Origin of the sequence: Paraburkholderia sp. RL18-085-BIA-A (genome assembly GCF_046027075.1) — a bacterium.
In the GTDB taxonomy this organism is placed as follows: domain Bacteria; phylum Pseudomonadota; class Gammaproteobacteria; order Burkholderiales; family Burkholderiaceae; genus Paraburkholderia.
The window spans coordinates 52,286-79,224 of record NZ_JARESU010000021.1; the positions used below are offsets into that span (position 1 = coordinate 52,286).

Below are 26,939 nucleotides of genomic sequence, written 5' to 3' on the forward strand. Positions count from 1 at the left end.
CTCTTTGAGTGGAATGTAATGATGGACCCAGCAAGCAATTTCTTACGATTTGCTGTCGAGATTGCTTGCTGCATCACGGGTTAGCCCCGTTTGTTCGCCGGCATTGACGAGTACGCGGCGCAGCATGCTCTTCAGGAAGCCCACTTCCTCGGGGGTGAAGCCGCCCAGCAGGCTGTCCAGCACGCCGTTGAAAATCGCCGGCATCCTGGCTGCGACCGCCTCGCCTTCCGGAGTCAGCGCGAGGCGCACGACGCGCCGGTCTTCATTGCTGCGCACCCGGGTCAGCAGGCCGCGCTTCTCGAGTCGGTCGATCAACCGCGTGACCGCGCTCGCATCGATCCCGTATTCACGTGCCAGTTCGGCGGCTAGCAGGCACTTTCCGCTCGCCACCATGAACAGGATGCTGCCCTGCTGACTGGTGATGCCCAGTTCGGCCATGCTCCGCTGCGTGACGAGATTTGAGAGGGTCGATTTCACTCGCGAGATCAGGTAGCCGACGCTTTCACCTAACTGATACTCGCGGGGATCCGACGTTGGGGTAGGGGACGGCTCCGACATGATTCTCGTGCGAATGCAATGGTTGACTAGGCATGATTATAGGGTGCGGTTGATTGACGCGGCAAGCGTTATTACAGCTCAGGCAAGGATCTTTCTGCTTATCGACAGATAATAGGGTGCGATCTTGCGTAGGCTACGCGGGCGGATTCGGGCTGCAAACAGGCGCGTGGCGACAGGAGCGGCGTACGGTCTATCAGGGAATACCCAGAAAGCTTCATCCCGGCATGCTACAATGTTGGGTTCCCAAAAGTGCGCTTTGGGCTTGTCGTGGTTGGTACCAGTAACGTAACCGGCATAAGCAAGCGGTAAGCAAGCGGCGCACTCCAACTGTCTCCAGGTTTCCTATGACTCGCGCCCTACGCAACATCGCCATCATTGCCCACGTCGACCACGGCAAGACTACGCTCGTCGACCAGCTCCTCCGCCAGACCGCCACGTTCCGTGACAACCAGCAGATCGCCGAGCGCGTGATGGACTCGAACGACATCGAAAAGGAACGCGGCATCACGATCCTTTCGAAGAATTGCGCGGTCGAGTACGAAGGCACCCACATCAACATCGTCGACACCCCGGGCCACGCCGACTTTGGCGGCGAAGTGGAGCGCGTGCTGTCGATGGTCGACTCGGTGCTGCTGCTGGTCGACGCCGTCGAAGGGCCGATGCCGCAAACGCGCTTCGTGACCAAGAAGGCGCTGGCGCTCGGCTTGAAGCCGATCGTCGTGATCAACAAGGTGGACCGTCCGGGCGCGCGAATCGACTGGGTGATCAACCAGACGTTCGACCTGTTCGACAAGCTGGGCGCAACCGACGAACAGCTCGACTTCCCGATCGTCTATGCGTCGGGCCTGAACGGCTACGCCGGCCTGACCTCGGACGTGCGCGAAGGCGACATGCGCCCGCTGTTCGAAGCCGTGCTTCAGCACGTGCCGGTTCGCCCGGCCGATCCGGATGCGCCGCTGCAGCTGCAGATCACCTCGCTGGACTACTCGTCGTACGTCGGCCGTATCGGCGTGGGCCGCATCACGCGTGGCCGTATCAAGCCGGGCATGGCTGTCGCCGTGCGTTCGGGCCCGGACGGCGCGATCCTGAATCGCAAGATCAACCAGGTGCTGTCGTTCAAGGGTCTCGAGCGCGTACAGGTCGACTCGGCTGAAGCCGGCGACATCGTGCTGATCAATGGTATCGAGGAAATCGGTATCGGCGTGACCATCTGCGCACCGGAGCAACCGGACGCGCTGCCGATGATCACCGTCGACGAACCCACGCTGACGATGAACTTCCTCGTCAATTCGTCGCCGCTGGCTGGCCGCGAAGGCAAGTTCGTCACGAGCCGTCAGATTCGTGACCGCCTGATGAAGGAACTGAACCACAACGTCGCGCTGCGTGTGAAGGAAACCGGCGACGAAACCACGTTCGAAGTGGCGGGCCGCGGCGAACTGCACCTGACCATTCTCGTGGAAAACATGCGCCGCGAAGGTTATGAGTTGGCCGTATCGCGTCCGCGCGTGGTGATGACGGAAGTCGATGGCGTGAAGCACGAGCCGTACGAAAACCTGACCGTCGACATGGAAGACGGCCATCAAGGCGGCGTGATGGAAGAGCTGGGCCGCCGCAAGGGCGAAATGCTCGACATGGCATCGGACGGCCGTGGCCGCACGCGTCTCGAGTACCGTATCTCGGCGCGTGGCCTGATCGGCTTCCAGTCGGAGTTCCTGACGCTCACGCGCGGCACGGGCCTGATGAGCCACACGTTCGACTCGTACCAGCCGGTCAAGGAAGGCGCGGTCGGCGAGCGCCGCAATGGCGTGCTGATTTCGCAGGACGATGGCGCAGCGGTTGCATACGCATTGTGGAAGCTGCAGGATCGCGGCCGCATGTTCGTGTCGCCGGGTGAGCCGCTGTACGAAGGCATGATCATCGGCATCCACAGCCGCGACAACGACCTGGTCGTGAACCCGATCAAGGGCAAGCAGCTGACCAACGTGCGTTCGTCGGGTACCGACGAAGCCGTGCGTCTCGTGCCCCCGATCCAGATGTCGCTGGAATACGCGGTCGAGTTCATCGACGACGACGAGCTGGTCGAAGTTACGCCGCAGTCGATCCGTCTGCGCAAGCGTTACCTGAAGGAACACGAGCGCCGTAGCGCAAGCCGCAAGGGCGCGGTGGACTAAGCAGGCAGCGGCCTGACGTAGTTCGCGGCGAGCTGCCGTAGCACGCTGCAAACAGAAGCCAAGCAGAAGCCACCTTCGGGTGGCTTTTGCTGTTTCTGGGCTTTGGGAACGCTGCACGCGGTGGCCGTGCCCGGTGGTTCATCATTCGTCCGTTCGCGTTTTTCACAGAAGTGTGTTGCGCGTCCTGAAAAGAGCGGCGAAAGCCCGTCGCAACGGGCTCGAGCGCCATTTCGCCTGCTATCTGCAGTATCCGTTCTGTGCTATGCTCCCCGGGTGCAAAGTTTTAGGTCCTTCCAAGCAAGACTTGATTCGCGCAATCCGCTAAACGGTCAGGCCGTGTCGCGGAAGGTTCTGTAACCCGCTATTTCTCGAGAAACTCGAAGAAAGGTGAGCGTAAAAATGATGAAGCAATTCCAGTCGAACTCTTACCTGTTCGGCGGCAATGCTCCGTACGTAGAAGAAATGTACGAAGCGTATCTCGATAATCCGGCGTCAGTGCCCGAGAACTGGCGCAGCTATTTCGACGCATTGCAGAACGTTCCTGCATCGGATGGCAGCAATGCCAACGACGTGGCCCATGGCCCGATCGTCGAATCGTTTGCTCAACGGGCCAAGGCAAACGCCTTCATCCCGCGCACGGCTGCCGGCGGCGAAGATCTCGCTACTGCCCGCAAGCAGGTTTATGTCCAGTCCCTCATCGGCGCATATCGTTTCCTCGGCTCGCAATGGGCCAATCTCGATCCTCTGAAGCGCCGCGAACGTCCCGCTATTCCCGAACTCGAACCCGCGTTCTACGACTTCACCGAAGCCGACATGGACCAGGAGTTCAGCGCAACGAATCTGTATTTCGGATTCGAACGGGCCACGCTGCGCGAGATCGTCAAGGCATTGCGCGACACGTACTGCGGCCAGATCGGCGCCGAGTACATGTACATCAGCGATCCGGAACAGAAGCGCTGGTGGAAGGAGCGGCTCGAATCAATCCGTTCGACGCCGAACTTCAGCAACGACAAGAAGAAGCACATTCTGAACCGGCTGACGGCCGCTGAAGGCCTCGAGCGCTTCCTGCACACCAAGTACGTCGGTCAGAAGCGCTTCTCGCTCGAAGGCGGCGAAAGCTTCATCGCGTCGATGGACGAAGTCGTGCGTCATGGCGGCGCACGCGGCGTTCAGGAAATCGTCATCGCAATGGCTCACCGTGGCCGTCTGAACGTGCTGGTCAATACGCTCGGCAAGATGCCGGCCGACCTGTTCGCCGAATTCGAAGGCAAGCACGTCGACGATCTGCCGGCCGGCGACGTGAAGTACCACAAGGGTTTCTCGTCGGACGTCTCGACCGATGGCGGCCCGGTTCACCTGTCGCTCGCGTTCAACCCGTCGCACCTCGAAATCGTCAACCCGGTGGTCGAAGGTTCGGCGAAGGCCCGTATGGACCGTCGCGGCGACGATAGCGGCCTGCAAGTGCTGCCGGTGCAGATCCACGGCGACGCGGCCTTCGCAGGCCAGGGCGTCGTGATGGAAACGCTAAACCTCGCGCAAACGCGCGGTTACGGCACGCACGGCACGCTGCACATCGTCATCAACAACCAGATCGGCTTCACGACGTCGGACCCGCGCGACTCGCGCTCCACGTTGTACTGCTCGGACGTCGTCAAGATGATCGAAGCGCCGGTGCTGCACGTGAACGGTGACGATCCCGAAGCGGTCGTTCTGGCTACGCAGATGGCAATCGACTTCCGGATGCAGTTCCACAAGGACGTCGTCGTCGACATCGTCTGCTTCCGCAAGCTGGGCCACAACGAGCAGGACACGCCGGCTGTCACGCAGCCGCTGATGTACAAGACGATTGCGAAGCACCCCGGCACGCGCGCGCTGTACGCTGAAAAGCTGGTGCAACAGGGCGTGATCAAGGCCGACGACGCGGACGAATACGTCAAGGCCTACCGCAAGGCAATGGACGAAGGCCATCACACGGTCGATCCGGTGCTCTCGAACTACAAGAGCAAGTACGCGGTGGACTGGGTGCCGTTCCTGAACCGCAAGTGGACCGACGCAGCAGACACGGCCGTGCCGCTCGCGGAACTGAAGCGCCTTGCTGAGCGCATCACCACGATCCCGGAAAACTTCAAGGTTCACCCGCTGGTCGAGCGCGTCATCAACGACCGTCGCGCGATGGGCCGTGGCGAAGCGAAGCTCGACTGGGGCATGGGCGAACACCTGGCATTCGCGTCGCTGGTCGCGTCCGGCTATGCCGTGCGCCTGACCGGTCAGGACTCGGGCCGCGGCACGTTCACGCACCGCCACGCGGTGCTGCACGATCAGAACCGTGAGCGCTGGAACGACGGCACCTACGTGCCGCTGCAGAACATCGCCGAAGGTCAGGCGAAGTTCACGGTGATCGACTCGGTGCTGTCGGAAGAAGCGGTGCTGGGCTTCGAATACGGTTACTCGACCGCTGAACCGAATACGTTCGTCGCATGGGAAGCGCAGTTCGGCGACTTCGTGAACGGCGCGCAAGTCGTGATCGACCAGTTCATCTCGTCGGGCGAAGTGAAGTGGGGCCGCGTCTCGGGTCTGACGATGCTGCTGCCGCACGGCTACGAAGGCCAGGGTCCGGAGCACTCGTCGGCGCGTATCGAGCGTTTCCTGCAACTGTGCGCAGACCACAACATGCAGGTCGTTCAGCCGACCACGCCGGCGCAGATTTTCCACCTGCTGCGCCGTCAGATGATCCGCCTGTTCCGCAAGCCGCTGATCGTTGCTACGCCGAAGTCCCTGCTGCGTCACAAGGAAGCCGTGTCGGATCTGTCGGAACTCGCGAAGGGCGCGTTCCAGCCGATCATCGGCGAAGTGGACGAAGCGATCGACGCGAAGAAGGTGAAGCGCGTGGTGGCCTGCTCGGGCCGCGTGTACTACGACCTGGTTGCGCATCGCCGCGAAGCCAAGGCGAACGACGTCGCGATCATCCGTATCGAACAGCTCTATCCGTTCGCGCACAAGCAGTTCGAAGCGGAAATGAAGAAGTACGACAACGCGACCGAAGTGGTCTGGGTGCAGGACGAGCCGCAGAATCAGGGCCCGTGGTTCTACATCGAGCACCACCTGAAGGAAGGCATGAAGGAAGGACAGAAGCTGGCATACAGCGGCCGTCCGGCTTCGGCCTCGCCGGCAGTCGGCTACTACGCGAAGCACTACGAGCAGCAGAAGGCGCTGGTCGAAGGCGCTTTCGGCCGCCTCAAGAGCGCGTCGATCGCTAAATAAAGAACAGACGAACCGGGAAGGCGCAACGCGCTTTCCCGTGCCGCGTTCGGTGAGCCAGTGAAGGTTCAGCCGCGGTCATGGTTCGCAGGCGGTCGTCGTTCACCGCGCCGTCACCCGATACGTATTCAGGATATTCATAATGGCTATTGTTGAAGTCAAGGTTCCCCAGCTGTCCGAGTCGGTCTCGGAAGCCACGATGCTGCAGTGGAAGAAGAAGCCCGGCGAGGCCGTTGCTGTCGACGAAATTCTCATCGAAGTCGAGACCGACAAGGTCGTTCTCGAAGTGCCGGCACCCTCGGCCGGCGTGCTGGTTCAGGTCATCGCGAACGACGGCGACACCGTCGTTGCCGACCAGGTGATCGCGAAGATCGACACCGAAGGCACCGCAAGCGCCGCCGCCGTTGAAGCCGAAGTGAAGCCGGCACCGGCTGCTACTCCTGCTCCGGCAGCCGCTCCGGCCGCTCAGGCCGCTGCTGCCACGGGCGCGAACACCGCTGCTTCGCCGGCTGCCGGCAAGCTGATGGCGGAGAAGGGCCTGTCGTCGGGCGACGTCGCCGGCACGGGCCGCGACGGCCGCATCACCAAGGGCGACGTGCTGACCGCTGGCGCCCCGGCTGCCAAGGCCGCCCCGGCACCGGCTGCCGCACCGAAGGCTGCGAAGCCGTCGCTGCCGGACGTCAAGGCGCCTGCTTCGGTCGACCAGTGGCTGAAGGACCGCCCGGAACAACGCGTGCCGATGTCGCGTCTGCGCGCGCGTATCGCCGAGCGTCTGCTCGAGTCGCAGCAAACCAACGCCATCCTGACCACGTTCAACGAAGTGAACATGGCGCCGGTGATGGACCTGCGCAACAAGTACAAGGACAAGTTCGAGAAGGAACATGGCGTGAAGCTCGGCTTCATGTCGTTCTTCGTGAAGGCTGCAGTTCACGCGCTGAAGAAGTTCCCGCTGGTGAACGCGTCGATCGATGGTAACGACATCGTCTATCACGGCTACTTCGACATCGGTATCGCTGTCGGTTCGCCGCGTGGTCTGGTGGTACCGATCCTGCGCAACGCAGATCAACTGAGCCTCGCCGAAATCGAGAAGAAGATTGCCGAATTCGGCCAGAAAGCCAAGGACGGCAAGCTGTCGATCGAAGAAATGACCGGCGGCACGTTCTCGATCTCGAACGGAGGCGTGTTCGGTTCGATGCTGTCGACCCCGATCATCAACCCGCCGCAATCCGCCATCCTGGGCGTGCACGCCACCAAGGAACGCGCTGTGGTCGAAAACGGCCAGATCGTGATTCGCCCGATGAACTACCTGGCGCTGTCGTACGACCACCGTATCATCGACGGCCGCGAAGCGGTGCTGTCGCTGGTCGCGATGAAGGACGCGCTGGAAGATCCGGCCCGCCTGCTGCTCGACCTGTAATCGCCATCCCGGCGTCGCCGGCTTGTTAGCCTGGTTGATATCAGGCCAGCCGGCGCCACCTAAGCAGCACGTCTTTAGCATTCCGCAGTACAGGAGCGGCGCGCGCCACGAAACGTGGCCGTGCGCCGTTCCGTCATCAAAAGGATTGTCATGTCCAAAGAATTTGACGTCGTCGTGATCGGCGCAGGCCCTGGCGGTTATATCGCCGCCATCCGTGCAGCGCAGCTCGGCAAGACCGTCGCATGTATCGAAAAATGGAAGAACCCGGCCGGTGCGTTGAAGCTCGGCGGCACGTGTCTGAACGTCGGTTGCATTCCGTCGAAGGCGCTGCTCGCGTCGTCGGAAGAATTTGAAAACGCATCGCATCACCTCGCGGACCACGGCATCTTGGTGGACAACGTGAAGGTGGATATCTCGAAGATGATGGCCCGCAAGGACGGCATCGTCGAGAAGATGACCAAGGGTATCGAATTCCTGTTCCGCAAGAACAAGATCACGTGGCTCAAGGGCCACGGCAAGTTCACCGGCAAGACGGACGCCGGCGTGCAGATCGAAGTAAGCGGCGAAGGCGAAACCGAAGTCGTGACGGCGAAGAACGTGATCATCGCCACGGGTTCGAAGGCGCGTCATCTGCCGGGCATTCCGGTCGACAACAAGATCGTCGCCGACAACGAAGGCGCACTGGCCTTCGACGTCGCACCGAAGAAGCTGGCCGTGATCGGCGCCGGCGTGATCGGTTTGGAACTCGGTTCAGTGTGGCGTCGTCTGGGCGCGGAAGTGACCGTGCTCGAAGCGCTGCCGGAATTCCTCGGCGCGGCTGACCAGGCGCTCGCGAAAGAAGCGGCCAAGCAGTTCAAGAAGCAGGGTCTGGACATTCAGGTCGGCGTGAAGGTCGGCGAAGTGACGACGACCGACAACAGCGTGTCGATCGCTTACACGGACAAGGACGGCAACGCGAAGACGCTCGAAGCGGATCGCCTGATCGTGTCGATCGGCCGCGTGCCGAACACCGACAATCTTGGTCTCGAAGCGATCGGCCTCAAGGCCAACGAGCGCGGCTTCATCGACGTCGACGATCACTGCGCGACGGCGGTGCCCAACGTGTACGCGATCGGTGACGTGGTGCGTGGTCCGATGCTCGCGCACAAGGCCGAAGACGAAGGCGTGCTGGTCGCCGAAATTATCGACGGTCAGAAGCCGCATATCGACTACAACTGCGTTCCGTGGGTGATCTACACCGAACCGGAAATCGCATGGGTCGGCCAGACGGAACAGCAGCTGAAGGCCGAAGGCCGCGAGATCAAGACGGGCCAGTTCCCGTTCATGGCGAACGGCCGCGCGCTCGGCATCAACAAGGCGGACGGTTTCGTCAAGATGATCGCCGACGCCAAGACCGACGAACTGCTCGGCGTGCATATCATCTCTGCAGACGCATCGGACCTGATCGCGGAAGCCGTGGTGGCGATGGAATTCAAGGCGGCGTCGGAAGACCTGGGCCGCATTTGCCATCCGCACCCGTCACTGTCGGAAGTCATGCGCGAAGCGGCACTCGCCGTCGACAAGCGCGCGCTGAACATGTAATCACGCGCACGCCTGACTGAGCACAACTCTGGCATCACCATCAAGGCGGGCGGGTTCATTCCCTCCCGCCTTTCTTTTTGCAGCAACACCATGAACGTCACCGAATACTACGAAAAAGAACTGCAGACCCGCGGTTATCAATCGGACCCCGCGCAACGCGCGGCGGTCGACCGGCTGCAGCGGTGCTACGAAGAGTGGGTCGAATACAAGTCGCGCCGCTCGAACGCGTTCAAGAAGCTGATCAATCGGCCTGACCTGCCGCGCGGCGTGTACATGTGGGGCGGCGTAGGGCGCGGCAAGAGCTTCCTGATGGACAGCTTCTACATGATCGTGCCGGTGCAGCGTAAAACGCGGTTGCACTTTCACGAGTTCATGCGCGAAGTGCATCGCGAACTGGAAGAGCTGAAAGGCCAGGCCGATCCGCTCGACGAACTCGCGCGCCGCATTGCGAAGCGCTACCGCCTGATCTGCTTCGACGAATTCCACGTGTCGGATATTGCGGATGCGATGATCCTGTACCGTCTGCTCGACAAGATGTTCGAGAACGGCGTGCAGTTCGTGATGACGTCCAACTACGATCCGGACACGCTGTATCCGGATGGTCTGCATCGCGATCGCATGCTGCCGGCCATCGAGCTGATCAAGGACAAGCTCGACGTGATCAACGTCGACGCGGGAGTCGACTACCGGCAGCGCACGCTCGCTCAGGTGGAGGTGTATCACACGCCGCTCGGCGCGGCGGCCGACAAGGCGTTGCGCGACGCGTTCTCGCGCCTCGCCGCGGTCCCCGACGAGAGCCCGATCCTGCATATCGAGAAGCGCGAGTTGAAGGCGCTGCGCCGTGCGGACGGCGTCGTTTGGTTCGACTTCGCGACGCTGTGCGGCGGCCCGCGCTCGCAGAACGATTACCTGGAACTGGCAAGCCGTTTTCACGCAGTAGTTCTCTCTAGCGTGCCGCAGATGTCGGTGCGCATGGCTTCGGAAGCGCGCCGCTTCACGTGGCTGATCGACGTGTTCTACGATCACAAGGTCAAGCTGCTGATGTCCGCCGCTGTGCCGCCCGAGCAACTGTACATGGACGGGCCGATGGCCAATGAATTCACGCGCACGGTATCGCGGATTGTCGAGATGCAGTCGAAGGAGTATCTCGACACGCCGCGACGGATCGTCGACACGTCGCTGACCTGAGAGGCTTCAGGGTGCGCATTCGCGCCGCACATCGAGCTGATTCCGGCCGGGGGATAAAGTGATACTGCCGCCGATACATTTGCAATAGATCACGCTCGGTTGCCGAACTGATTACGCCGAACGGCGCGTTTTCAAGATTCGGATTGGTCTTATGTCCCGCGTGCGCACGACAGGCTATCTTTTGTCTTGGTTCAGATAAAGGAGAAGCTATGAATCCGCACCGTGATATCACTGACGAAGAATGGCAGCGCGTCGCTCCGTTGCTTCCTGAACTGCGCCCGCGCTCCGAACTGCGTGGCCGGCCGCTTGCCAATACCCGTTCGGTACTCAACGGCGTGCTGTGGGTCATGTATAGCGGCGCAACCTGGTCCGCAATGCCGCGCAGATACCCGTCCTATCAAACCTGTCATCGCCGCTTCAAGACATGGTACGAATCCGGCGTGCTCAAACGTGTGACGGAGCAACTGCTCGGCACCGCGAGCGAGGAACTCTGCAACTTGATGGAAATGCGCATGCGCACGCACGCGAGCGCTGAACAGAAGCGTGCCGCAGCGCCAAGCGCTCCGCTCGCCGTACCTGCTGTGCCCGTTGCACCTCCGGCGTACAAGCCTGCATTGAGTAAACCGCTGCCGGTTTCGCCGTTCGCGTACGCATCGCCATTCAAGCACGCTGCATGACGACGTCGATCTGTTGGCTTCAAATGCAAAACGGCCGCGCGATAGTGATCGACGGCCGTTTCTTTTTTATATTGACCGCAGGCGCGCTTCGGCGGTGACGCTGCCCACGCACACGTTGCTGGCAGCGTCAGTAACGCTCCACAAATGATTCGCGCTGGCCCGAAAGAGGGCAGCGCTCGCATGCGTCGCGGCACTACTGCTGACGAATCCAGGTCTGCGAGCGGCCCAGCAGCGCCACGCCGATATAGCCACGCACCACCAGCTTGTTGCCACCATCTTCCAGGTGCATCTTGCACTTGTAGAGCTTGCCGTTTTCCGGGTCGAGAATCTGCCCGTGATCCCAGCCGTCGCCGTCCTTCTTCATGTCGCTGACGATGATCATGCCGAGAATCGGCTGATCCTTGCGTGCGTCGGTGCAAGCGGTGCAGCGGCGATCAGGCTGATCGTTCGTACCGAGACCCTTGATGACCTTGCCGCTCAGTTGACCGCTGCCATCCTGCGAGATCTGCACGAGCGCTTTGGGCTGGCCGGTGTGGTCGTCGATGGTTTGCCATGTGCCGACCGGCGTGTCGGTCTGCGCCATGGCCGTCACCGCGCTCGCGAGCAGCAGTCCGGCGACAGCAGCATGTTTGGCACTGCGAAGCGCCATTGCGCGAGCGCGTTGAGTGAATTGCGTCATTGTCTTCCTCCTTGATTAAAGACGGCGCGATCATGGTCGCGCGGCGTTATCGGCATCTCGGGCAGTGCCCGGACGAGGCCCGCCATGATGTCCTGGTATTGCCTCTCAGGTCTGGCTTCGGCTCACGTGATTTGCATCGCGCGGCATGCATGCGTGCGTGCCGCCAGTTGCATCGTCAGCGCAGAATACGCGAAAGTGCGCGGGTCGTTTGATAGTGCACCCTCTAATCAGGGCACGGCACTTTCAACCCGCATCAATTCAACTGGTACGAGAATATCGCGTTGATACGCGGGCTGCGCGACGCGCTTTCCACCGGTGCGTCGCCGGCCGCCATCGCCACCGACAGATCCAGGCTGCAGTACTTCGCATCCGAGATCCGGAAGCCGAACGCGATCGACGACAGTTTCGACGACGACAGCGTACCCACATGCCGATAGACGCGCGCAATCTCGAACGAGATCTACGGCGTGAACATGCGCAGATCCGTGAAACCCTGCCCGAACGCGCGGTTGACTTTGAACATCGCGCCCCAGCCCGAATCGCCTGACGCTTCGCCCGATTGATAACTCTACGCGAAACGCTGCGCACCAGAGGAGATTCGCTCCGACATCGGACATCGCGATCTTGCCCGAGTGCGCCGCGCAGCGGTCGTCGCTCGCGATCTTCAGCTCGCCGGTGATCGACAGCGGCGCGCTGATCCTCCGCGACTGGCAGGCCGCGCACGGTATCCCGGTGGTGTGGGTGGGCGCCGCGCGACCACGACCCGGCCATGTACCCGTCGGAGTATTCGCACATCCTGCCGCTCGACTACACCTGCGCCGAGCTGCGCGGCATGGCGATGAAGCTGGTGCTGCAGATGCGCACGCACAGCGCGAAGACGCACGAGTCCGACGCGATGATCGCCAACTCGGAATGCATGCAGGCGCTGCCGCACGAGGCCGACACCTTCGACTGCGACACGAGCGTGCTGGTGCACGGTGAAACAGGCGTCGGCACGGAGCGCATCGCGTAACTGCTGCACGAAAAACATCGCCGCCACGGGCAAGGCGCGTTCGTCGCGGTGAACTGCGGCGCAATTCCGGACGCCCTGTTCGAGTCGCTCTTCTTCGACCACGCCAAAGGCTCGTTCAGGGGCGCGGTAGTCGTGCACAAGGCCTACGTCGAGCAGGCCGACGGCGGCACGCTGTTCCTCGACGAAATCGGCGATCTGCCGCTGTATCAGCAAGTCAAGCTGTTGCGCGTTCTTGCACACAGCGCCGTCACGCGGATCGGCTCGGCCACGCCGGCAAAGCTCGATTTCCGGCGGGTGCCGGCGACCAACGAGCATCTGCCGCAACTGGTGGAGGACGGCACGGTCCGCGCCGACCTGTACTAGCGGCTCGCGGTGATCGAGTTGAAGATTTCGTCGCTGGAAGTGCTGGGCGCGGTCGACAAGATTGCGATCTTCAAGGCGTTCATCGCGCTGGAGGTCGGCGCCGAGCGCCTGTCCGCGTTGCCGGACCTGCCGGACTGGCTCACCGATGCGGTCGCCGATAGCTATTTTCCCGGCGACGTGCGCAACCTGGCCAAGCGAATCGGCGTGACAGTGCGCCCGCTTGGCGTGCGGGACGCGGCGCGGCTGCAGCACCTGCTGGCGGTGGCACGCTCCAGTCAGCCGATGCCGGCGGCCGAGAGCGCGGCCGAAGTGCTGGTGTACCGCAGCAAATGGGACATGGCCGAGCGCAGCCGCCTGCTGGTCGCGGTCGATGCCAATGGCTGGCGCCGCCAGAACACGGCGCTTTATCCCGGCATCAGCCGCAAGGTTCTGGGGGAGAAAAATGCGCAAATACCAAATTTTTGACGAAAAGCCCGAAACCCGCGAAAGTGAGTAATAATTAGCCGTTTCTACTAAAACAAAAACTGTTCAAGCAGGAATTACATGGACCAAAAGTCGAAGCTGCGGCAGATTGCTCTCGCCGCATTCATCGCAGTGGGAGCCGTGCAAGGTGCGAATGCTCAGGCTCTGCAGGACAGTAGCGTCGCAAGCGCTGGCGTCGTTTCCCAGCCCGGCACGAGCACCGCGCTACCAGCCACCGCGCAGACCGCGCAGACCGGGCAGACCGGGCAGGCGGAGACCACCGCACTGACCCCGGACGAAAACCGGCAATCCGCCGCGGGCAACGTGGCGGAATTGCAGCAGATGATCCACGGGTCGGATCTCAGCGAACTGCGCACCACCTACAACGGCAGCTACGGGGCGAGCCTGTTGTTTTACGGCAAGGAAATGACGTACTACGTCGCGCTGTTCCAGCAAAAGAATTTCTGGCGCGTGATCAAGACGCAGGACGCCGCGCGCGCCGACATGATTTACAAGGACTTCGTGCGTCAGACGGTGCAACTGTCGGATGTCGAGATTCGCCGCACGCAGCTCGAAGCGCAGAAGGCGTTCACGCAGCGGATGATCGCGTTGTCGCAGGACCGCGCGAACCGCTTGCAGGCCGACCTCGATGTCGCGCGGCAGCAGCAGAGCATCGTTGCGACCCAGCAGCAGGAGAAGCATGCCGAAGCCACGGCGCTCGCTCAGCAGAAGCTTGCCGCGCAGGATCAGTTGCGCGTGGCCCAGCGCCAGGTGCGCGAGCTCCAGCGCCAACTGGAGAGCGGCCTGCCTTCGCATTGAGTGCGATGGCTTGAGGTTCGTCGGGCGGGGAGGGCGGAGCGGGGAAGCGCCGCGTGATTCACTGACAGTCCGCGGTGGTTGCAGGGCACGACGGCCGCGGCCATGCTGATGCGGTAGTGCCTTTGCCGCCCACGCTGGTGCTGGGCACATACGCTGCCAACGCCGCTATCTGGCTGGCGGCCTTGGTCAGCGATCTTTGCGGTGCTGTCCGCGTTCGCCGGTCCGCGTTTGTCCGGCAAGCCGGATTCTCGCGCGGCTATCTGCATTGCCATCGCACGCCGGTTTTCCGCTCCAACGTCGCATGTTCCGCACGAGCAGTGACGGCGACCATTCTCCGATTTTCCAAACTCGTTCGCGTTGCCGCCATACAGTGGCGAAACCAGCCGTCATCACCTGCGCTAAGGCCGCTTCTTTCCCTCTGGTGACGCCGTCTTCACCGCCGCATGGGGATCTGTCATATCGACGGCAATCGGGTCGCTAGCGGGGAAGCTTTCCTCGAGCGCCTCGTCGAGACGGCTCTCGACCGATTCAATCGACGCCCGCGCCGCCGCGGACTTGATTCCCGGCTGCATGCCGGGCTGGGATACGGGGGGCTTCCTGATGGTCATGACGCGCTCCGCTAAAAGAGAGTTCACTATTCAGCATAGCGCATGGCGGACCTGATCGAGGGTCGGCCGAATGGCTCTAGCGCGCAGCGCGAGCGTCGCCTTTCGAGGCCACAAGCATGGCGCTAGCGGCAGCCAGCACCTAACGCCACAGCGCCATTTGAATTCCGCGCCGTCACCTCGTTTTCCGTGTGTCGCCAGGCAGCGAAGCGGAAAAACACAAACTGTCGCAAGCCACAAGCCACAAGCCACAAGCCACAAGCCACAAGCCACAAGCCACAAGCCACAAGCCACAAGCCACAAGCCACAAGCCACAAGCGGCGGCGGACCGCATCGCGCGGACCGACGTCCGCCTCGCTCGGAAGAGAGCGCAACAGCACTGGCCAATCACGAGGCAGCGAACAACATGGACCGGAAAAAACCTGCGCGCGTGATCGCGTCACACGTGGTAGAAGCAGAGCTGGAACATCTGGAGTGGGCAACAAGGCAACCGGCGCTGCGCACGCTGGATTCCGGCTATTGGCGGCGCCGCGTGCTGGCGGTCAAAGGGGGATTCGAGCTGACTGAGCAGCGGGTGATGCAACTGGAGAAGATCTTGCAGCGGCTCGGCAAGCCGGTGACGTAGCCGAGCGCCGCGACGGCCGCTTATTCGTTGCCGTTGTTGCCGCCATTGTTCCCGGGGCTGCCGCTGCCGCCATGATTGCCGCCGCCGTGGTTGCCGTCGCCGCCCGTGCCGAACAGACGCCGGCGGCGCGTGACGACTACGGGGCCGTCGGACGTGCCGCTGCCGCGCTCGGACGATGAACGGTCCGTGGACGGCGCCCCGTACGACTCGCGCGGTTCACGCGGTTCGCGCGGCTCACGATGGTCGCGCGGTTCACGCGAGCCGTGCGGACCACGTGTGTTGTGCTCGCCATGCGACGGACGCCCCGCGCGCGGCGCCGGACGTGTGCCGGTGTCGAGCTGGATCGTGGAGATCGCACGCTTGTAGATGCCTTGCAGACCGACGGGCGTGCGCAGCATCACCAGGTACTGATCGAACGACTCGATGCACCCCGTCAGGCGAATGCCGTTGACGAGGTAGATCTCAACGCGCTTTCGTTCTTTGCGCGCAGCGTTCATGAAATCGTTTTGCGGGTGCGATTCTGCGGATGCCATGGACAATTCAGGTTAGAAAGACGGTGGTTCGCCGCAATTCTACCCTGTGTGGGGCGGAACGAGTCGGCGGCCCGAACTGCGTCCACTATAACGGCTTGTGAGCGCATAAGCATCTGATAACTCTTGACTGTAACGTTGAGTTACGAATCTGCTGGGCTATGGCGGTTTCTTCCGCATCACCCCGGGCATCATCCACGCATTCACCCGGCATTCCCGGCGCGGATGGCGGAAAAGGATAGGTGTGCGAGCCCTTTGCGCGGAATAAATCCCGCTGCGCCCGCGTTAAGTCATACATGGCTGCGTCGCAATTCCGCGCGCGGCCGGATCGGGGCGGTGGCCAGCTAGCGCCGGACGCTCCAAAGGAGATTCGCCATGAAAGCATCCCGTATTCTGTCCGCCGTCTTCATGTTGCTCGCGCTTGCGCTCGGGTCGCTCGCAACCGGCGGTTGCACGTCCGCGACCGACAGCGGCGCGTCAGGCAGCAGCGGCACCAGCAGCGGCGGTGGCGGCTACTGAGTTTCCGCTCACAAGGTGAGCTTCGAAGCGGATGTGATCGCGTGGCTCCCGCAGTTGCGCCGCTATGCGCGCGCGCTGACGGGCGACCGCGCGTGGGCCGACGATCTCGTGCAGGATACGGCCGAGCGTGCGCTCGCGCGCTGGTCGGCGTTCCGGCCCAACAGCAATCTGCGCGCGTGGCTTCTGACGATCCTGCGGCATCTTTATATCGATCAGCTCCGCGGCCGCCGCGAAATCGCCGTCGATGACGAAAGCGCGCCGTGGCGCAATCTGGAGGCGCCGCAAGCAGAAGTCGACGGTCTGATGCTGCGCGACCTGCAGCGCGCGTTGTACTGTTTGCCGGTCGAGCAGCGTGAAGTGCTGCTGCTCGTCTGCGTGGAAGAACTGTCTTATCAGGAAGCGTCGAAGGCGCTCGGCGTGCCGATAGGCACGGTGATGTCGCGCCTGTCGCGCGCGCGTGAGCGTATGCGCGTGCTGCTGACGGAGGGGCCGGCGCATGGGCCAACCCAAGGCCCAACGCGCAAGTCTCCGCCGTTGAAAGTGGTGAGAAACCAGCAATGAACAACGACGACTACGATCCCGGCTTGCCCGAAGGGCTCGATCTGCGAGCGCTGTCGGCGTTTGTCGACGGCGAATTGCCGCACGCGCAGCACGCCGCGATCGAGGCGCAGCTGGAGCAGTATCCGCAGGCCGCCGCGCGGGTGGCCGCGTGGCGCGCGCAGAAAACCGCGCTGCGCGCGCTGTGCGGCGCGCCGCAGCGCAGCGCGCGCGCTGATTTCGACGAGCGTCACGACGACCCCGAGCGCGACGCCGCGGACGAACCCGCCTTCATCGTGGTGCGCCGCAGCCCGCCGTGGTGGCAACGCGTGGGCCTCGCCGCTTGCTGGCTCGCGGTCGGCGCGGGGCTTGCGCTGGCGGTGGGGCCGCTCGCGCCGCGCCTGACGGGCGGCAAGTGGGGCGGCGCATGGGGTGGCGCGGGCAGCCAGCCGCCGAGCTTCGCGCAGCGTGCGGACATCGCCTACGCGGTGTACACGCCGGAGCGGCGTCATCCGGTGGAAGTCGCCGCGAGCGAAGAAGAGCATCTGATCAACTGGCTGTCCAAGCGGCTGAACCGTCCGCTGTCGGTGCCGTCGTTGCAGGAATATGGGTATTCGCTGGTGGGTGGACGGCTGTTGCCCGGCGAGGCGGGACCGGCCGCGCAGTTCATGTACGAGAACAGCACGGGCGTGCGCCTCACGTTGTACGTCACCGGCATTGCGCGCGACGAAACCGCGTTCCGCCTGTTCCGCGACGGCAACCGGCGCACCTTCTACTGGGTCAACGACGGCATGGGCTATGCGTTGTCCGGGTCGATCGCGGAAGGCAAGCTGCGCTCGATCGCAATCGACGTGTGCAGCGCGCTCGGCGGCAAGCCGGAAGCGTGGCAGTAGCGGGCGAGCACACCGAGCCACGGGAACGCGCCGGCGCAAAATACACAGGCTCATACGCCGCGCGCCTTTCATCCACAGGAGGAAAATTCATTGCCCTCGAGCGTCCCGCCCAGACTCTCCGCCGCTCAATTCGATCGCGCGCTCGCCGCATGGCGGGCGATTGTCGGCGACGAGCACGTGGTGACTTCGACCTCAGGGCTCGCAGCCTATCTTGATCCGTTCGCGCCCGGCGAGCCCGCGGCGTTTTCAGCGAGCGCTGCGCTGCTGCCCGGCTCGGTCGACGAGATTCGCGCGGTGCTGCGCGTCGCCAATCAATACCGGATTCCGTTGTGGACCGTCTCGACCGGCCGCAACTTCGCGTACGGCGGTGCCGCGCCGCGTCTCGCGGGATCGGTCGTGCTCGATCTGCAGAGGATGAACCGTATCATCGAAGTCAACGAGACGCTCGCGTACGCGCTGGTCGAACCGGGCGTCAGCTACTTCGATCTGTATGCGCATCTGCGCGACAAAGGCTACAAGCTGTGGGTCGATCCGCCCGCGGCCGGCTGGGGCAGCGTGGTCGGCAACACGCTCGAACGCGGCTTCGGCTACACCGCGTACGGCGATCATGCGGCGACACAGTGCGGGATGGAAGTGGTGCTCGCCAACGGCGACGTGCTGCGCACCGGCATGGGCGGCATCGAGATCGGCACCGCATGGCAGTTGTATCAGCCGGGTTACGGCCCTTCGTTCGATTCGATGTTCATGCAGTCGAATTACGGCATCGTCACCAAGCTGGGGGTCTGGCTGATGCCCGCGCCGCCCGCGTATCTGCTCGGCGAAATCCAGTTTCGCCACGAGGCCGATCTCGAAGCGATCGTGGACATTCTGCGGCCGTTGCGGCTCGACGAGACGATCCGCAATCGCGCGGTGATCGAAGGCGGCTTGCGCCGCGCGGCGGGTTTGTCGGCGCGCAGGCAGTGGTACGAAGGCCCAGGCGCGATGCCGGAAAGCGCGGTCGCCGCAATGCTCGACAAGCTGAACGTCGGCCGCTGGAATCTGCATTTCGCGCTCTACGGCACGCCCGAACTGATCGACGCGCGCCACGCGATCGTGCAGCGCGCGTTCGCCCACGTGCCGCAGGCGCGGTTTTTCGCCGCGCGTTATGCGGGCGATGCGCAGCCAACCGGCGGCGGCGACCGCAACCTCGCCGGCATTCCCGCGATGAGCGCGTTCCGCATGCTCGACTGGCGTGGCGGCGCGGGCGCGCACGTGGACTTCGCGCCGGTGTGCCCGGCGACCGGGCGCGACGCGTTGCGCCAGTACACCATGGTCAAGACGCGCGCGGCGGAATACGGCTTCGATTACTACGGCGGATTCACGGCGGGCGAGCGTCATCTGCATCACATCTTCGCGGCGATCTTCGACCGCGACGACGCGGACCAGGTCGAGCAGGCGGGCGCGTTGCTGCGTTCGCTGATGAGCGATGCGCGCGCGGCGGGGTACGGCGAGTATCGCGCGCATCTCGCGTACATGGATTTTGCGGCGGCTCAATACAGCTTCAACGATGGCGCGTTGCTGCGGCTGTCGGAAACGATCAAGGACGCGCTCGACCCGAACGGCATTCTCGCGCCGGGCAAGCAGGGCATCTGGCCGGCGGCATGGCGCGACCGGCGCGGGTACACGTGAACGCGGACAACGCGCGCGGTTCGCGCTATAGCGACAGGAGTCATTCATGGACCGACGCACCTTCATGATGACCGGAGCATGGTGGTCGAGCGTGGCCGGCGGCGCGTGGCCGTGGCTTGCGCAAGCGGCAACGCGTGAGGGCACGCTCGCGATCTTCGACTCGACGCTCGCGAGCGGGCCGTCGTTCGCGCGCTATGCCGCGCAACTTAAGCTGCCGACGTTCGAAACCGGTGGCGACATCGGCGCGCTGTGGTACACGACGCTTGCGCCGCTTCTAAGCCGGACATCCAGCCCGACCTCCGCGCCAATCCCGCCTGCGCTGATCGGCCTCACGCGCGCGTCCGACTACTTCGTGCTCGGCGAACTTGTGACCCGTGCGGGGCATCTGCTGGCCGCACACAGCCACGACCCGCGCACGGGCTCAACGGCACAACAGGCGCACGTCGTCTTCGCGTTCACGCCGCGCCTTTCACGCGACGACCACAGTGGAAACTAGAACTTGTACGCCTTGTTCTCAGGGTTGAAGGTGGCGTCGTCGAAAGTCTTCGGCGTGATGGTTTCGAACACGATCCGCTCGAACAGCTTGCCGTCGTTGTCATAAGACTCGACGGTGCGGAAGTACGGATGCCGCAGATCGAGCCCGAGCGTTTCCTTCTTCGCGTAGAACTGCGGCTGACCGGTCGGCGTTTCGAATGTGAAGGCCACCACGCGCACGCCGTCGATCGTTTTGACTTCCACCTGGGTCGAGCGCGGCAAGCCGGCCTCGATGTATTTCTTGCCCTCGCTGAGGTACTGATTCGCGATGTACTCGGTGCCCAGATCGCGCACGTCGTGGTTCGATTGCGAGCGCGCGAGCGCGCCGTTCAGCGAGGTCCACAACGGCATCACGTTCATCAGGCCGCCCATGTGGCCGTACATTTCGTCAGGCCGTTTGGACTCGTCGTAGATGACTTCCTGGCCCGCGCGCGCGCCGTCGGGCAGCCACTTCGCGTAGATCCGCAGCGGGTCGTGCGCGAGCCGCACCAGCATGTGATCGGGCTTGTCGGGCCACTGGCCGTGAATACGCTCTGAACGCGACATGGTGAACTCGTACGACGCGTAGCCGTTCGGCCCTTCCTTGATGTAGCGCGGCAGCGCGAGCGGATCGAGCGACTGGAACAGCGCGACCAGTTGCGCGTCGCCGAGCTTTTCCAGCGTGCCGCTGCGTTGCGCGGCGCGCAGCCATTTGACCTGCTGATCCAGCTTGAGCTTGCCGACCTGCGCGGGCGGCGTGGTAGGCGCCTTGACGGCGCTCGCGGCATCGAGCGGGGGCGGGGCGTCGTCGTTCTGCGCGAACGCCGTTGGCGCGGCGACGATGGCCGCGCCGGCCAGCAGCGCGCCGATCAGCAGTCCCTGTGGCGACAGCGCGCGCCATGACGCGGCGGCGCGTACCGCAATCTTGACGATCCCGACGACCCCAACGGCGCGCACGAAAGCCGGCGATCGGCGCGAGCGTGCTGACACGCGGTGCTTCATCGAGTTCTCCGGAAGGTGACGCGAAGCGCATTGCCTGTCAGGCAGACTTTTGCTTTGCGAGTTCCTCGTCGCGCAACGCGCGGCGCAGAATCTTGCCGACGTTGGTTTGCGGCAGCTCGTCGCGGAACTCCACCAGCTTCGGCACCTTGTAGCCAGTCAGATTCTTGCGGCAATGGGCGATCACCTGCTCGGCGGTCAGCGCCGGGTTGCGCCTGACGACGAACACCTTCACCCGTTCGCCCTGTGCCGCGTCGGGCACGCCGATTGCGGCCACTTCGCGCACGTCAGGATGCGCGGCGATCACGTCCTCGATTTCATTCGGATACACGTTGAAGCCCGACACGATGATCATGTCCTTCTTGCGGTCGATCAGGCGGATGAAGCCGCGCGAGTCCATCACGCCGATGTCGCCGGTGGCGAGCCAGCCGTCGTCGTCGATTGCCCTGGCGGTTTCTTCAGGGCGGTTCCAGTAGCCTTTCATCACCTGCGGGCCCTTCACGCACAGTTCGCCCGCTTCGCCGATGTTGGCCCAACTGCCGTCGTCCCTCCTGAAGCGCACGTGCGTGGACGGCGCGGGCAAGCCGATCGAGCCTTCGAAGTCGCGCATGTTGCTCAGGTCGACCGGGTTCATCGACACGATCGGCGAGCATTCGGTCAACCCATAACCTTCGATGATCGGCTTGCCGGTGACGGCCTTGAAACGGTCGGCCACCGCCTTCTGCGTTGCCATGCCGCCCGCCATCGCGAGCTTGAGGTTCGAGAAGTCGCGCTTGCAGAATTCCTCGTTGTCGAGAAACGCGTTGTAGAGCGTGTTGACCGCCGTCATGCCGGTGAACTTCTCGTGACGGATGATCATCATTACCCGCTTCATGTCGCGCGGATTGGCGATCAGGATATTGCGCCCGCCGAGCCCCATGAAGATCAGCGCGTTCACGGTCAGCGAATAGATGTGATAGAGCGGCAGCGGCGTGAGGACCGTTTCTGCTTCGCCGTTCAACTGGCGCTCGGCCCACGCCTTCGCCTGCAGCAGATTGGCGATCATGTTCCGGTGCGTGAGCATCGCGCCTTTTGCGACGCCGGTGGTGCCGCCCGTGTACTGCAGGAGCGCGATGTCCTCGTGCGTGGCGCGCACGGGCGTCAACGGCAGCGAGTAACCGGCCGACAGCGCGTCGAGCAGTGGCTCCGCTTGCGGCAGCTTGTACGCGGGGACCATCTTCTTCACGTGGCGCAACATGAAATTGAGCAGACGTCCCTTCGGATTCAGACCGTCGGCCAGCAGATCGCCGAGACCCGTCACGATGACGTTCTTCACCTTGGTGCCCGGTAGCGCGTCTTCGACGGTCTTTGCGAAGTTCTCGAACACGATGATGGTTTGCGCGCCGCTGTCCTTCAGCTGATGCGCGAGCTCGCGCACCGTATAGAGCGGATTCACGTTGACTACCACCGCGCCCGCTTTCAGCACGCCGAAGAGCGACACCGGATACTGGAACGTATTCGGCAGCATGATCGCGACGCGCTCGCCGGGCTTCACGCCGATGCTCTGCAAATACGCGGCGAACGCGGTGGCCTTGCGGCCCAGTTCGCCGTAAGTCAGATTCGCGCCGACGCTCACATACGCGACGCGCTCGCGGAACCGCGCGATGCATTCGTCGAAGAACTGCACGAGCGATTCGTATTGCGTGACATCGATGTCATGCGGCACGTCCGCCGGATACGACGCGTACCAGATGCCGTCGGTGTTGGGCGCGGGCTGCGGTGCGGGGTTCGACGCGGCGTTCGCCGCCGCGGCGGAACCGGCGGCCGGCGGGAGCGGGGCTTGAGTAGGCTGGATCATCGGTCGTCTCCTGAAGCCGTGGCTTCATCTGTTTGTGTGCTGGTTTGGCGGCCAGTCGCCAAAGCAGGCAAAGCGTGTGTTGCAGCCGCGCGTCGAGCAAACCCTTCAATCAGGCGAACGCGAAAACGGCTGCCACTCTCAGCGTTCCAGAATCGCGACCACTCCCTGGCCGCCTGCCGCGCAGATCGAGATCAGCCCGCGCGCGGTGCCGGCCGGTTTATCGAGTTGCGCGAGCATCTTCGCGAGGCCGGCGACGATGCGTCCGCCCGTCGCCGCAAATGGATGGCCGGTGGCGAGCGAGCTGCCGTTCACGTTCAGCTTCGCGCGGTCGATCGCGCCGAGCGGGCCCGGCAAGCCGAGCTGCGTGCGGCAATATTCGTCATCCTGCCACGCCGCGAGCGTGCATAACACCTGGGCCGCGAAGGCTTCGTGGATTTCGTACAGATCGAAGTCCTGCAACGTGAGGCCGGCGCGCGCCAGCATGCGCGGCACCGCGTAGGCGGGCGCCATCAGCAGGCCTTCTTTCTTGTCGAAAAAGTCGACCGCGGCCGTCTCCGACCCGCTCAGGTACGCAAGCACCGGCAGCCCGCGTCGGGCCGCCCATTCTTCGCTCGCGAGCAGCACGGCGGACGCGCCGTCGGTGAGCGGCGTCGAGTTGCCGGCGGTCAGCGTGCCGGCGTCGCGGTCGAACACCGGCTTCAGGCCCGCGAGTTTTTCGAGCGTCAGATCGGCGCGCAGGTTGTTGTCGCGCGCGAGGCCCCGGTACGGTGTCATCAGGTCGTTGACGAAGCCGCGTGCGTAGGCGTCGGCGAGCTTGCGATGGCTCTCCCGGGCGAGTACGTCCTGCGCCTCGCGCGAGATGTTCCAGCGCTTGGCCATCAGCTCGCAGTGCTCGCCCATCGAGAGCCCGGTGCGCGGCTCGACGTTGCGCGGCAGCAGCGGCTTGAAGAACATGCCGGGCCGCAGCCTGGTCAGCACGCCGACGCGCTGCCCGGCGCTTTTGCTGCGATTCGCTTCGAGCAGGATCTGGCGCATCTTTTCGTTGACGCCGATCGGCGCATCCGAGGCCGTGTCGACGCCGCCCGCGATGCCCACGTCGATCTGCCCGAGCGCGATCTTGTTGGCGACGAGGATCGCCGCTTCGAGGCCGGTGCCGCAGGCTTGCTGCACGTCGTACGCAGGCGTTTCCCTGGCGAGCGTGGTGGAGAGCACGGCTTCGCGCGTCAGATTGAAGTCGCGCGAATGCTTGATGACGGCGCCCGCCGCGACCTCGCCCAGACGTTCGCCATGCAGGTTGTAGCGGTCGATCAGCCCTTGCAGCGTGAAGGTCAGCATGTCCTGATTCGACGCGGTCGCGTAGGCGGTATTCGAGCGGGCAAACGGTATCCGGTTGCCCCCGACGATGGCGACGCGGCGCACGGCGGGTAGCGGGTTGGACATGCTCGGCTCCTTGGGTCGTTCGCTGTTCAAGTGGTGTGATTCGTGCGGGCGGGGTCCCACGCTCTGATGCAACAACGTCCGCGGGGCGGCATGAATTCCAGACGGCGATAACCGCGCGCCGACTTCATTGCAGCCTCCACTGCATGCGGCCGCGCAAATGCGGCTTGTCTCCGGCGATGTCGCGCACCTCGATATCGCGTTCGATCAGCGACGGCGACGCGCTCCACAACGACGCCTCGCCCGGCAGCAGCAGCGGTGTTTTGAATTCGGCGCTGAGCGACGCTTCGGCCAGCGGCTTGGGCGGTTGCAGCGCGGACGCGGCGCGCGCGAGTGTCCACATGCCGTGCGCGATCGCGCGCGGAAAACCGAACGCCTTCGCCGACAGCGCGGTGAGATGGATCGGGTTGTAGTCGCCCGACACGCTCGCGTAGTCGCGGCCCAGTTGCGGCGCGAGCTGCCAGCGCGAAATGCGCTGCAGCGCGGCGGGGCCGAGTTCGAGCGGATCGAGCGCGCTGCCGCTCGCCGGCACCGCGCGTTTCAGATAGACGCTGTCGCCGTCCCACACAGCCTCGCCGCGCCGGTACATGCGCGTATGCAGCACGAACGCCTGGCCTTTGTCGTGACGCAGCAGCGCGCCGAATTCCACCTCGATGCGCAGCATGTCCTTGTACGCGAGCGGCCGGCGCAGCCGCACGTGGTTGGCCAGATGCACGAGCCCGAGCGCCGGCCACGGAAAGGCCGGATCGGTCAGCATCAGCAGATGCAGCGGGAACGCGAGCAGATGCGGATAGGTGAGCGGCACGCCGTGCTCGGGAATGAAGCCGCACACGCGTGCATAACGCCAGACCGGCCCCGGCTCGAGCGCGACGGCGGGGCGCACGAGGCGCAGCGGCGGCAACTGCGGCTGATGCGTTTGGCGGGGCCGCTTGACGATGCCCGTCAACGCGCGCGCATAGAGCTTCGCCGGTGCCGGCAAGGTTTCGATGACGAGGGTCTTCGGCCGCACCGCGTCGGCCCGCGCCGCGCTCGCCGCCCCGCTGCCGAACGGATCGCCTGGTTCGCGCATGCTCATGCTCCAATCAGGCTTTGTCCGCACACGCGCACGACCTGGCCCGTGATGCCCGCCGATCCCGGATGCGCGAGCCACGCGATGGTCTGCGCGACGTCGACCGGCTGGCCGCCCTGGCTCATCGAGTTCATGCGGCGGCCGACTTCGCGGATCGCGAGCGGAATCTTCGCGGTCATCTGCGTTTCGATGAAACCGGGCGCGACCGCGTTGATCGTGATGCCGCGCGCGCGCAGAGACGGCGCCATGCTTTGCACCCGGCCTATCACGCCGGCCTTCGAGGTGGCGTAATTGGTCTGGCCGCGATTGCCCGCAATGCCGCTGATCGACGACACACCGATGATGCGGCCGCCGTCGCGCAGGATGCCGGCGCCGAGCAGCGCATCGTCGATCCGTTCCTGTGCGCTGAGATTGATGTCGATCACGCTGTGCCATGCGGCGTCGGTCATCTTCGCGATGGTCTTGTCCTTCGTGATGCCGGCGTTGTGCACGACGATGTCGACGCCCAGTTCGTCTAGCGCCGCGGCGATCTGCGCGGCGGCTTCCGGTGCGGCGATATCGAACGCGAGCGCGGTGCCGTTCAGCTGACGCATCGTTGCGTCGAGCGCTTCGCGCGCCGACGGGATGTCGATGCCGATCACGTGCGCGCCCTCGGCGGCCAGCACGCTCGCAATCGACGCGCCGATGCCGCGCGCGGCGCCCGTCACGACCGCGCGCCGGCCCGCGAGCGGCTGCGCCCAGTCGAATGCGGGCGATGCGTGAGCGTCGGCCGGGTTGCCAGCGCCGCCCGCGTCGATGCTCACCACCTGTCCCGACACATATGCCGAACGCGGCGACAGAAAGAAGCGCAGCGTCGCTTCGACGCCGCTTTCCGCGCCCTGCGCGACATACACGAGATTCGCCGTGCTGCCGCGTCCCGCTTCCTTGCCGAGCGAGCGCGTCAGGCCTTCGAGCGCGCGCTGCGCAGTCGATTGGCGCGGGCTCGCGCAGGCCTGCGGCGGCCGTCCCAGTACGACGATGCGGCCGCACTTGCCGAGCGAGCGCAGCGTGTCGTGAAAGAACTGATAGAGCGGCGCGAGCTGGCTGCTGTCCTCGATTCCGCTCGCGTCGAACAACAGTGCGGCGAGCTTGCCTGGCGAGCCGGGCTCCGCCGCTTCGAAGCGGCCAGTCATCAGACCGTGGCGAGTGGCGAGCGACACCCACAGGCCAGCGCTCTCGTGCGCGACGCTCGTCACGCCGATGCTCGCCACCAGATTCGCGAGCGCGTCGAACAGACGAGGCTCGCGCCCCCCGCCGATCGCCACCAGCCCCTCGAACTCCGGCCGGTCCGCGCGATAGCGGCGCAGCACCTCGGGCCTGGGCAGGCCGAGCGAGCGTGCGAGGCGCGCGCCGAACGGCGAGTTGACGAACTTCAGATAAGAGTCGTTCATATTGTTGTTTGCTCCGCTGGCCGGACGTGTGTCAGTGTGCACTGAGTTGAGCGCATCCGGTACGCCTCGCCACCAGGTTTTTCGCGCGCCAA

General features: G+C 64.1%; 22 protein-coding genes and 2 pseudogenes. 14 read left to right on the top strand and 10 right to left on the bottom strand.

The features are described 5' to 3' along the window. Nucleotides 1–42: 42 nt before the first annotated feature. The gene (locus tag P0D89_RS16830) at nt 43–558 is read right to left on the bottom strand and encodes a MarR family winged helix-turn-helix transcriptional regulator (protein WP_408361235.1); all 516 of its coding nucleotides are present in this window, start codon (nt 556–558) and stop codon (nt 43–45) included. 344 nt (nt 559–902) lie between these two features. Between P0D89_RS16830 and typA the strand changes: the two genes are divergently transcribed. The 6 genes from typA (at nt 903) to P0D89_RS16860 (ending at nt 10,850) form a co-directional block, all read left to right on the top strand. Continuing rightward, nucleotides 903–2,729, top strand: coding sequence for a translational GTPase TypA (gene typA, locus P0D89_RS16835; protein ID WP_408361233.1), 1,827 nt, complete (start codon nt 903–905; stop codon nt 2,727–2,729). A 399-nt stretch (nt 2,730–3,128) separates the two neighbouring features. Continuing rightward, nucleotides 3,129–5,990, top strand: a complete 2,862-nt coding sequence (locus P0D89_RS16840) for a 2-oxoglutarate dehydrogenase E1 component (RefSeq protein WP_408361231.1) — start codon at nt 3,129–3,131, stop codon at nt 5,988–5,990. Nucleotides 5,991–6,129: 139 nt separating this feature from the next. Further along, complete coding sequence (odhB, locus tag P0D89_RS16845; RefSeq protein WP_408361229.1) at nt 6,130–7,404, top strand: 2-oxoglutarate dehydrogenase complex dihydrolipoyllysine-residue succinyltransferase; 1,275 nt, start codon at nt 6,130–6,132, stop codon at nt 7,402–7,404. A 150-nt stretch (nt 7,405–7,554) separates the two neighbouring features. Beyond that, entirely contained in the window at nt 7,555–8,985 is a 1,431-nt protein-coding gene (gene lpdA, locus P0D89_RS16850) for a dihydrolipoyl dehydrogenase (protein ID WP_408361227.1), read from the top strand. Nucleotides 8,986–9,075: 90 nt separating this feature from the next. Then, nucleotides 9,076–10,173 (top strand): cell division protein ZapE, encoded by a 1,098-nt coding sequence (gene zapE, locus P0D89_RS16855; RefSeq protein ID WP_408361225.1) that lies wholly within the window; start codon nt 9,076–9,078, stop codon nt 10,171–10,173. Between the two features lie 209 nt (nt 10,174–10,382). Then, nucleotides 10,383–10,850 carry a transposase gene (locus P0D89_RS16860; protein ID WP_408361223.1) on the top strand — a complete coding sequence of 156 codons (468 nt, stop codon included), beginning with the start codon at nt 10,383–10,385 and terminating at the stop codon, nt 10,848–10,850. A gap of 193 nt (nt 10,851–11,043) precedes the next feature. On the opposite strand, the gene P0D89_RS16865 is transcribed toward P0D89_RS16860, so the two are convergent. Continuing rightward, complete coding sequence (locus tag P0D89_RS16865; RefSeq protein ID WP_408361221.1) at nt 11,044–11,529, bottom strand: DUF2147 domain-containing protein; 486 nt, start codon at nt 11,527–11,529, stop codon at nt 11,044–11,046. 253 nt (nt 11,530–11,782) lie between these two features. After that, nucleotides 11,783–12,142 (bottom strand): annotated as a pseudogene (locus P0D89_RS16870) (ShlB/FhaC/HecB family hemolysin secretion/activation protein); the annotation flags it as partial. Between the two features lie 2 nt (nt 12,143–12,144). On the opposite strand from P0D89_RS16870, the pseudogene P0D89_RS16875 reads away from it, so the two are divergent. Both P0D89_RS16875 and P0D89_RS16880 read left to right on the top strand, forming a co-directional pair. Beyond that, nucleotides 12,145–13,400 (top strand): annotated as a pseudogene (locus P0D89_RS16875) (sigma 54-interacting transcriptional regulator). A 47-nt stretch (nt 13,401–13,447) separates the two neighbouring features. Beyond that, complete coding sequence (locus P0D89_RS16880) at nt 13,448–14,185, top strand: DUF2968 domain-containing protein (protein ID WP_408361219.1); 738 nt, start codon at nt 13,448–13,450, stop codon at nt 14,183–14,185. Between the two features lie 398 nt (nt 14,186–14,583). On the opposite strand, the gene P0D89_RS16885 is transcribed toward P0D89_RS16880, so the two are convergent. Then, complete coding sequence (locus P0D89_RS16885; protein ID WP_408361260.1) at nt 14,584–14,793, bottom strand: hypothetical protein; 210 nt, start codon at nt 14,791–14,793, stop codon at nt 14,584–14,586. Between the two features lie 403 nt (nt 14,794–15,196). On the opposite strand from P0D89_RS16885, the gene P0D89_RS16890 reads away from it, so the two are divergent. Next, on the top strand, nt 15,197–15,415 hold the full coding sequence (locus P0D89_RS16890; RefSeq protein WP_408361217.1) for a hypothetical protein: 219 nt from the start codon (nt 15,197–15,199) through the stop codon (nt 15,413–15,415). 20 nt (nt 15,416–15,435) lie between these two features. Here the strand turns inward: P0D89_RS16890 and hfq are convergent, their stop codons facing one another. Further along, the gene (gene hfq / locus P0D89_RS16895) at nt 15,436–15,948 is read right to left on the bottom strand and encodes an RNA chaperone Hfq (protein ID WP_408361214.1); all 513 of its coding nucleotides are present in this window, start codon (nt 15,946–15,948) and stop codon (nt 15,436–15,438) included. Nucleotides 15,949–16,320: 372 nt separating this feature from the next. Between hfq and P0D89_RS16900 the strand changes: the two genes are divergently transcribed. From P0D89_RS16900 to P0D89_RS16920, 5 genes are all read left to right on the top strand, one after another. Next, the gene (locus P0D89_RS16900) at nt 16,321–16,464 is read left to right on the top strand and encodes a hypothetical protein (RefSeq protein WP_408361212.1); all 144 of its coding nucleotides are present in this window, start codon (nt 16,321–16,323) and stop codon (nt 16,462–16,464) included. 15 nt (nt 16,465–16,479) lie between these two features. Further along, nucleotides 16,480–17,025, top strand: coding sequence for a sigma-70 family RNA polymerase sigma factor (locus P0D89_RS16905; protein WP_408361210.1), 546 nt, complete (start codon nt 16,480–16,482; stop codon nt 17,023–17,025). Beyond that, entirely contained in the window at nt 17,022–17,894 is an 873-nt protein-coding gene (locus tag P0D89_RS16910) for an anti-sigma factor (RefSeq protein WP_408361208.1), read from the top strand. Before P0D89_RS16905 ends, P0D89_RS16910 begins: the two co-directional genes overlap by 4 nt. A gap of 90 nt (nt 17,895–17,984) precedes the next feature. Continuing rightward, nucleotides 17,985–19,562 (top strand): FAD-binding oxidoreductase, encoded by a 1,578-nt coding sequence (locus P0D89_RS16915; protein ID WP_408361206.1) that lies wholly within the window; start codon nt 17,985–17,987, stop codon nt 19,560–19,562. Nucleotides 19,563–19,608: 46 nt separating this feature from the next. Further along, a complete protein-coding gene (locus P0D89_RS16920) occupies nt 19,609–20,058 on the top strand; it encodes a hypothetical protein (protein ID WP_408361204.1) in 450 nt (149 codons plus the stop codon). Here the strand turns inward: P0D89_RS16920 and P0D89_RS16925 are convergent. The 5 genes from P0D89_RS16925 to P0D89_RS16945 form a co-directional block, all read right to left on the bottom strand. Continuing rightward, a complete protein-coding gene (locus P0D89_RS16925; protein WP_408361202.1) occupies nt 20,055–21,077 on the bottom strand; it encodes a DUF1571 domain-containing protein in 1,023 nt (340 codons plus the stop codon). The genes P0D89_RS16920 and P0D89_RS16925 overlap by 4 nt on opposite strands. A gap of 37 nt (nt 21,078–21,114) precedes the next feature. Beyond that, nucleotides 21,115–22,911 carry an AMP-binding protein gene (locus P0D89_RS16930; protein WP_408361200.1) on the bottom strand — a complete coding sequence of 599 codons (1,797 nt, stop codon included), beginning with the start codon at nt 22,909–22,911 and terminating at the stop codon, nt 21,115–21,117. A gap of 138 nt (nt 22,912–23,049) precedes the next feature. Further along, nucleotides 23,050–24,351, bottom strand: coding sequence for an acetyl-CoA C-acetyltransferase (locus tag P0D89_RS16935; protein ID WP_408361198.1), 1,302 nt, complete (start codon nt 24,349–24,351; stop codon nt 23,050–23,052). Nucleotides 24,352–24,475: 124 nt separating this feature from the next. Beyond that, nucleotides 24,476–25,417 (bottom strand): MaoC/PaaZ C-terminal domain-containing protein, encoded by a 942-nt coding sequence (locus P0D89_RS16940; RefSeq protein ID WP_408361196.1) that lies wholly within the window; start codon nt 25,415–25,417, stop codon nt 24,476–24,478. Between the two features lie 2 nt (nt 25,418–25,419). Continuing rightward, nucleotides 25,420–26,847, bottom strand: a complete 1,428-nt coding sequence (locus P0D89_RS16945; protein WP_408361194.1) for a 3-oxoacyl-ACP reductase — start codon at nt 26,845–26,847, stop codon at nt 25,420–25,422. Between the last annotated feature and the right edge of the window lie 92 nt (nt 26,848–26,939).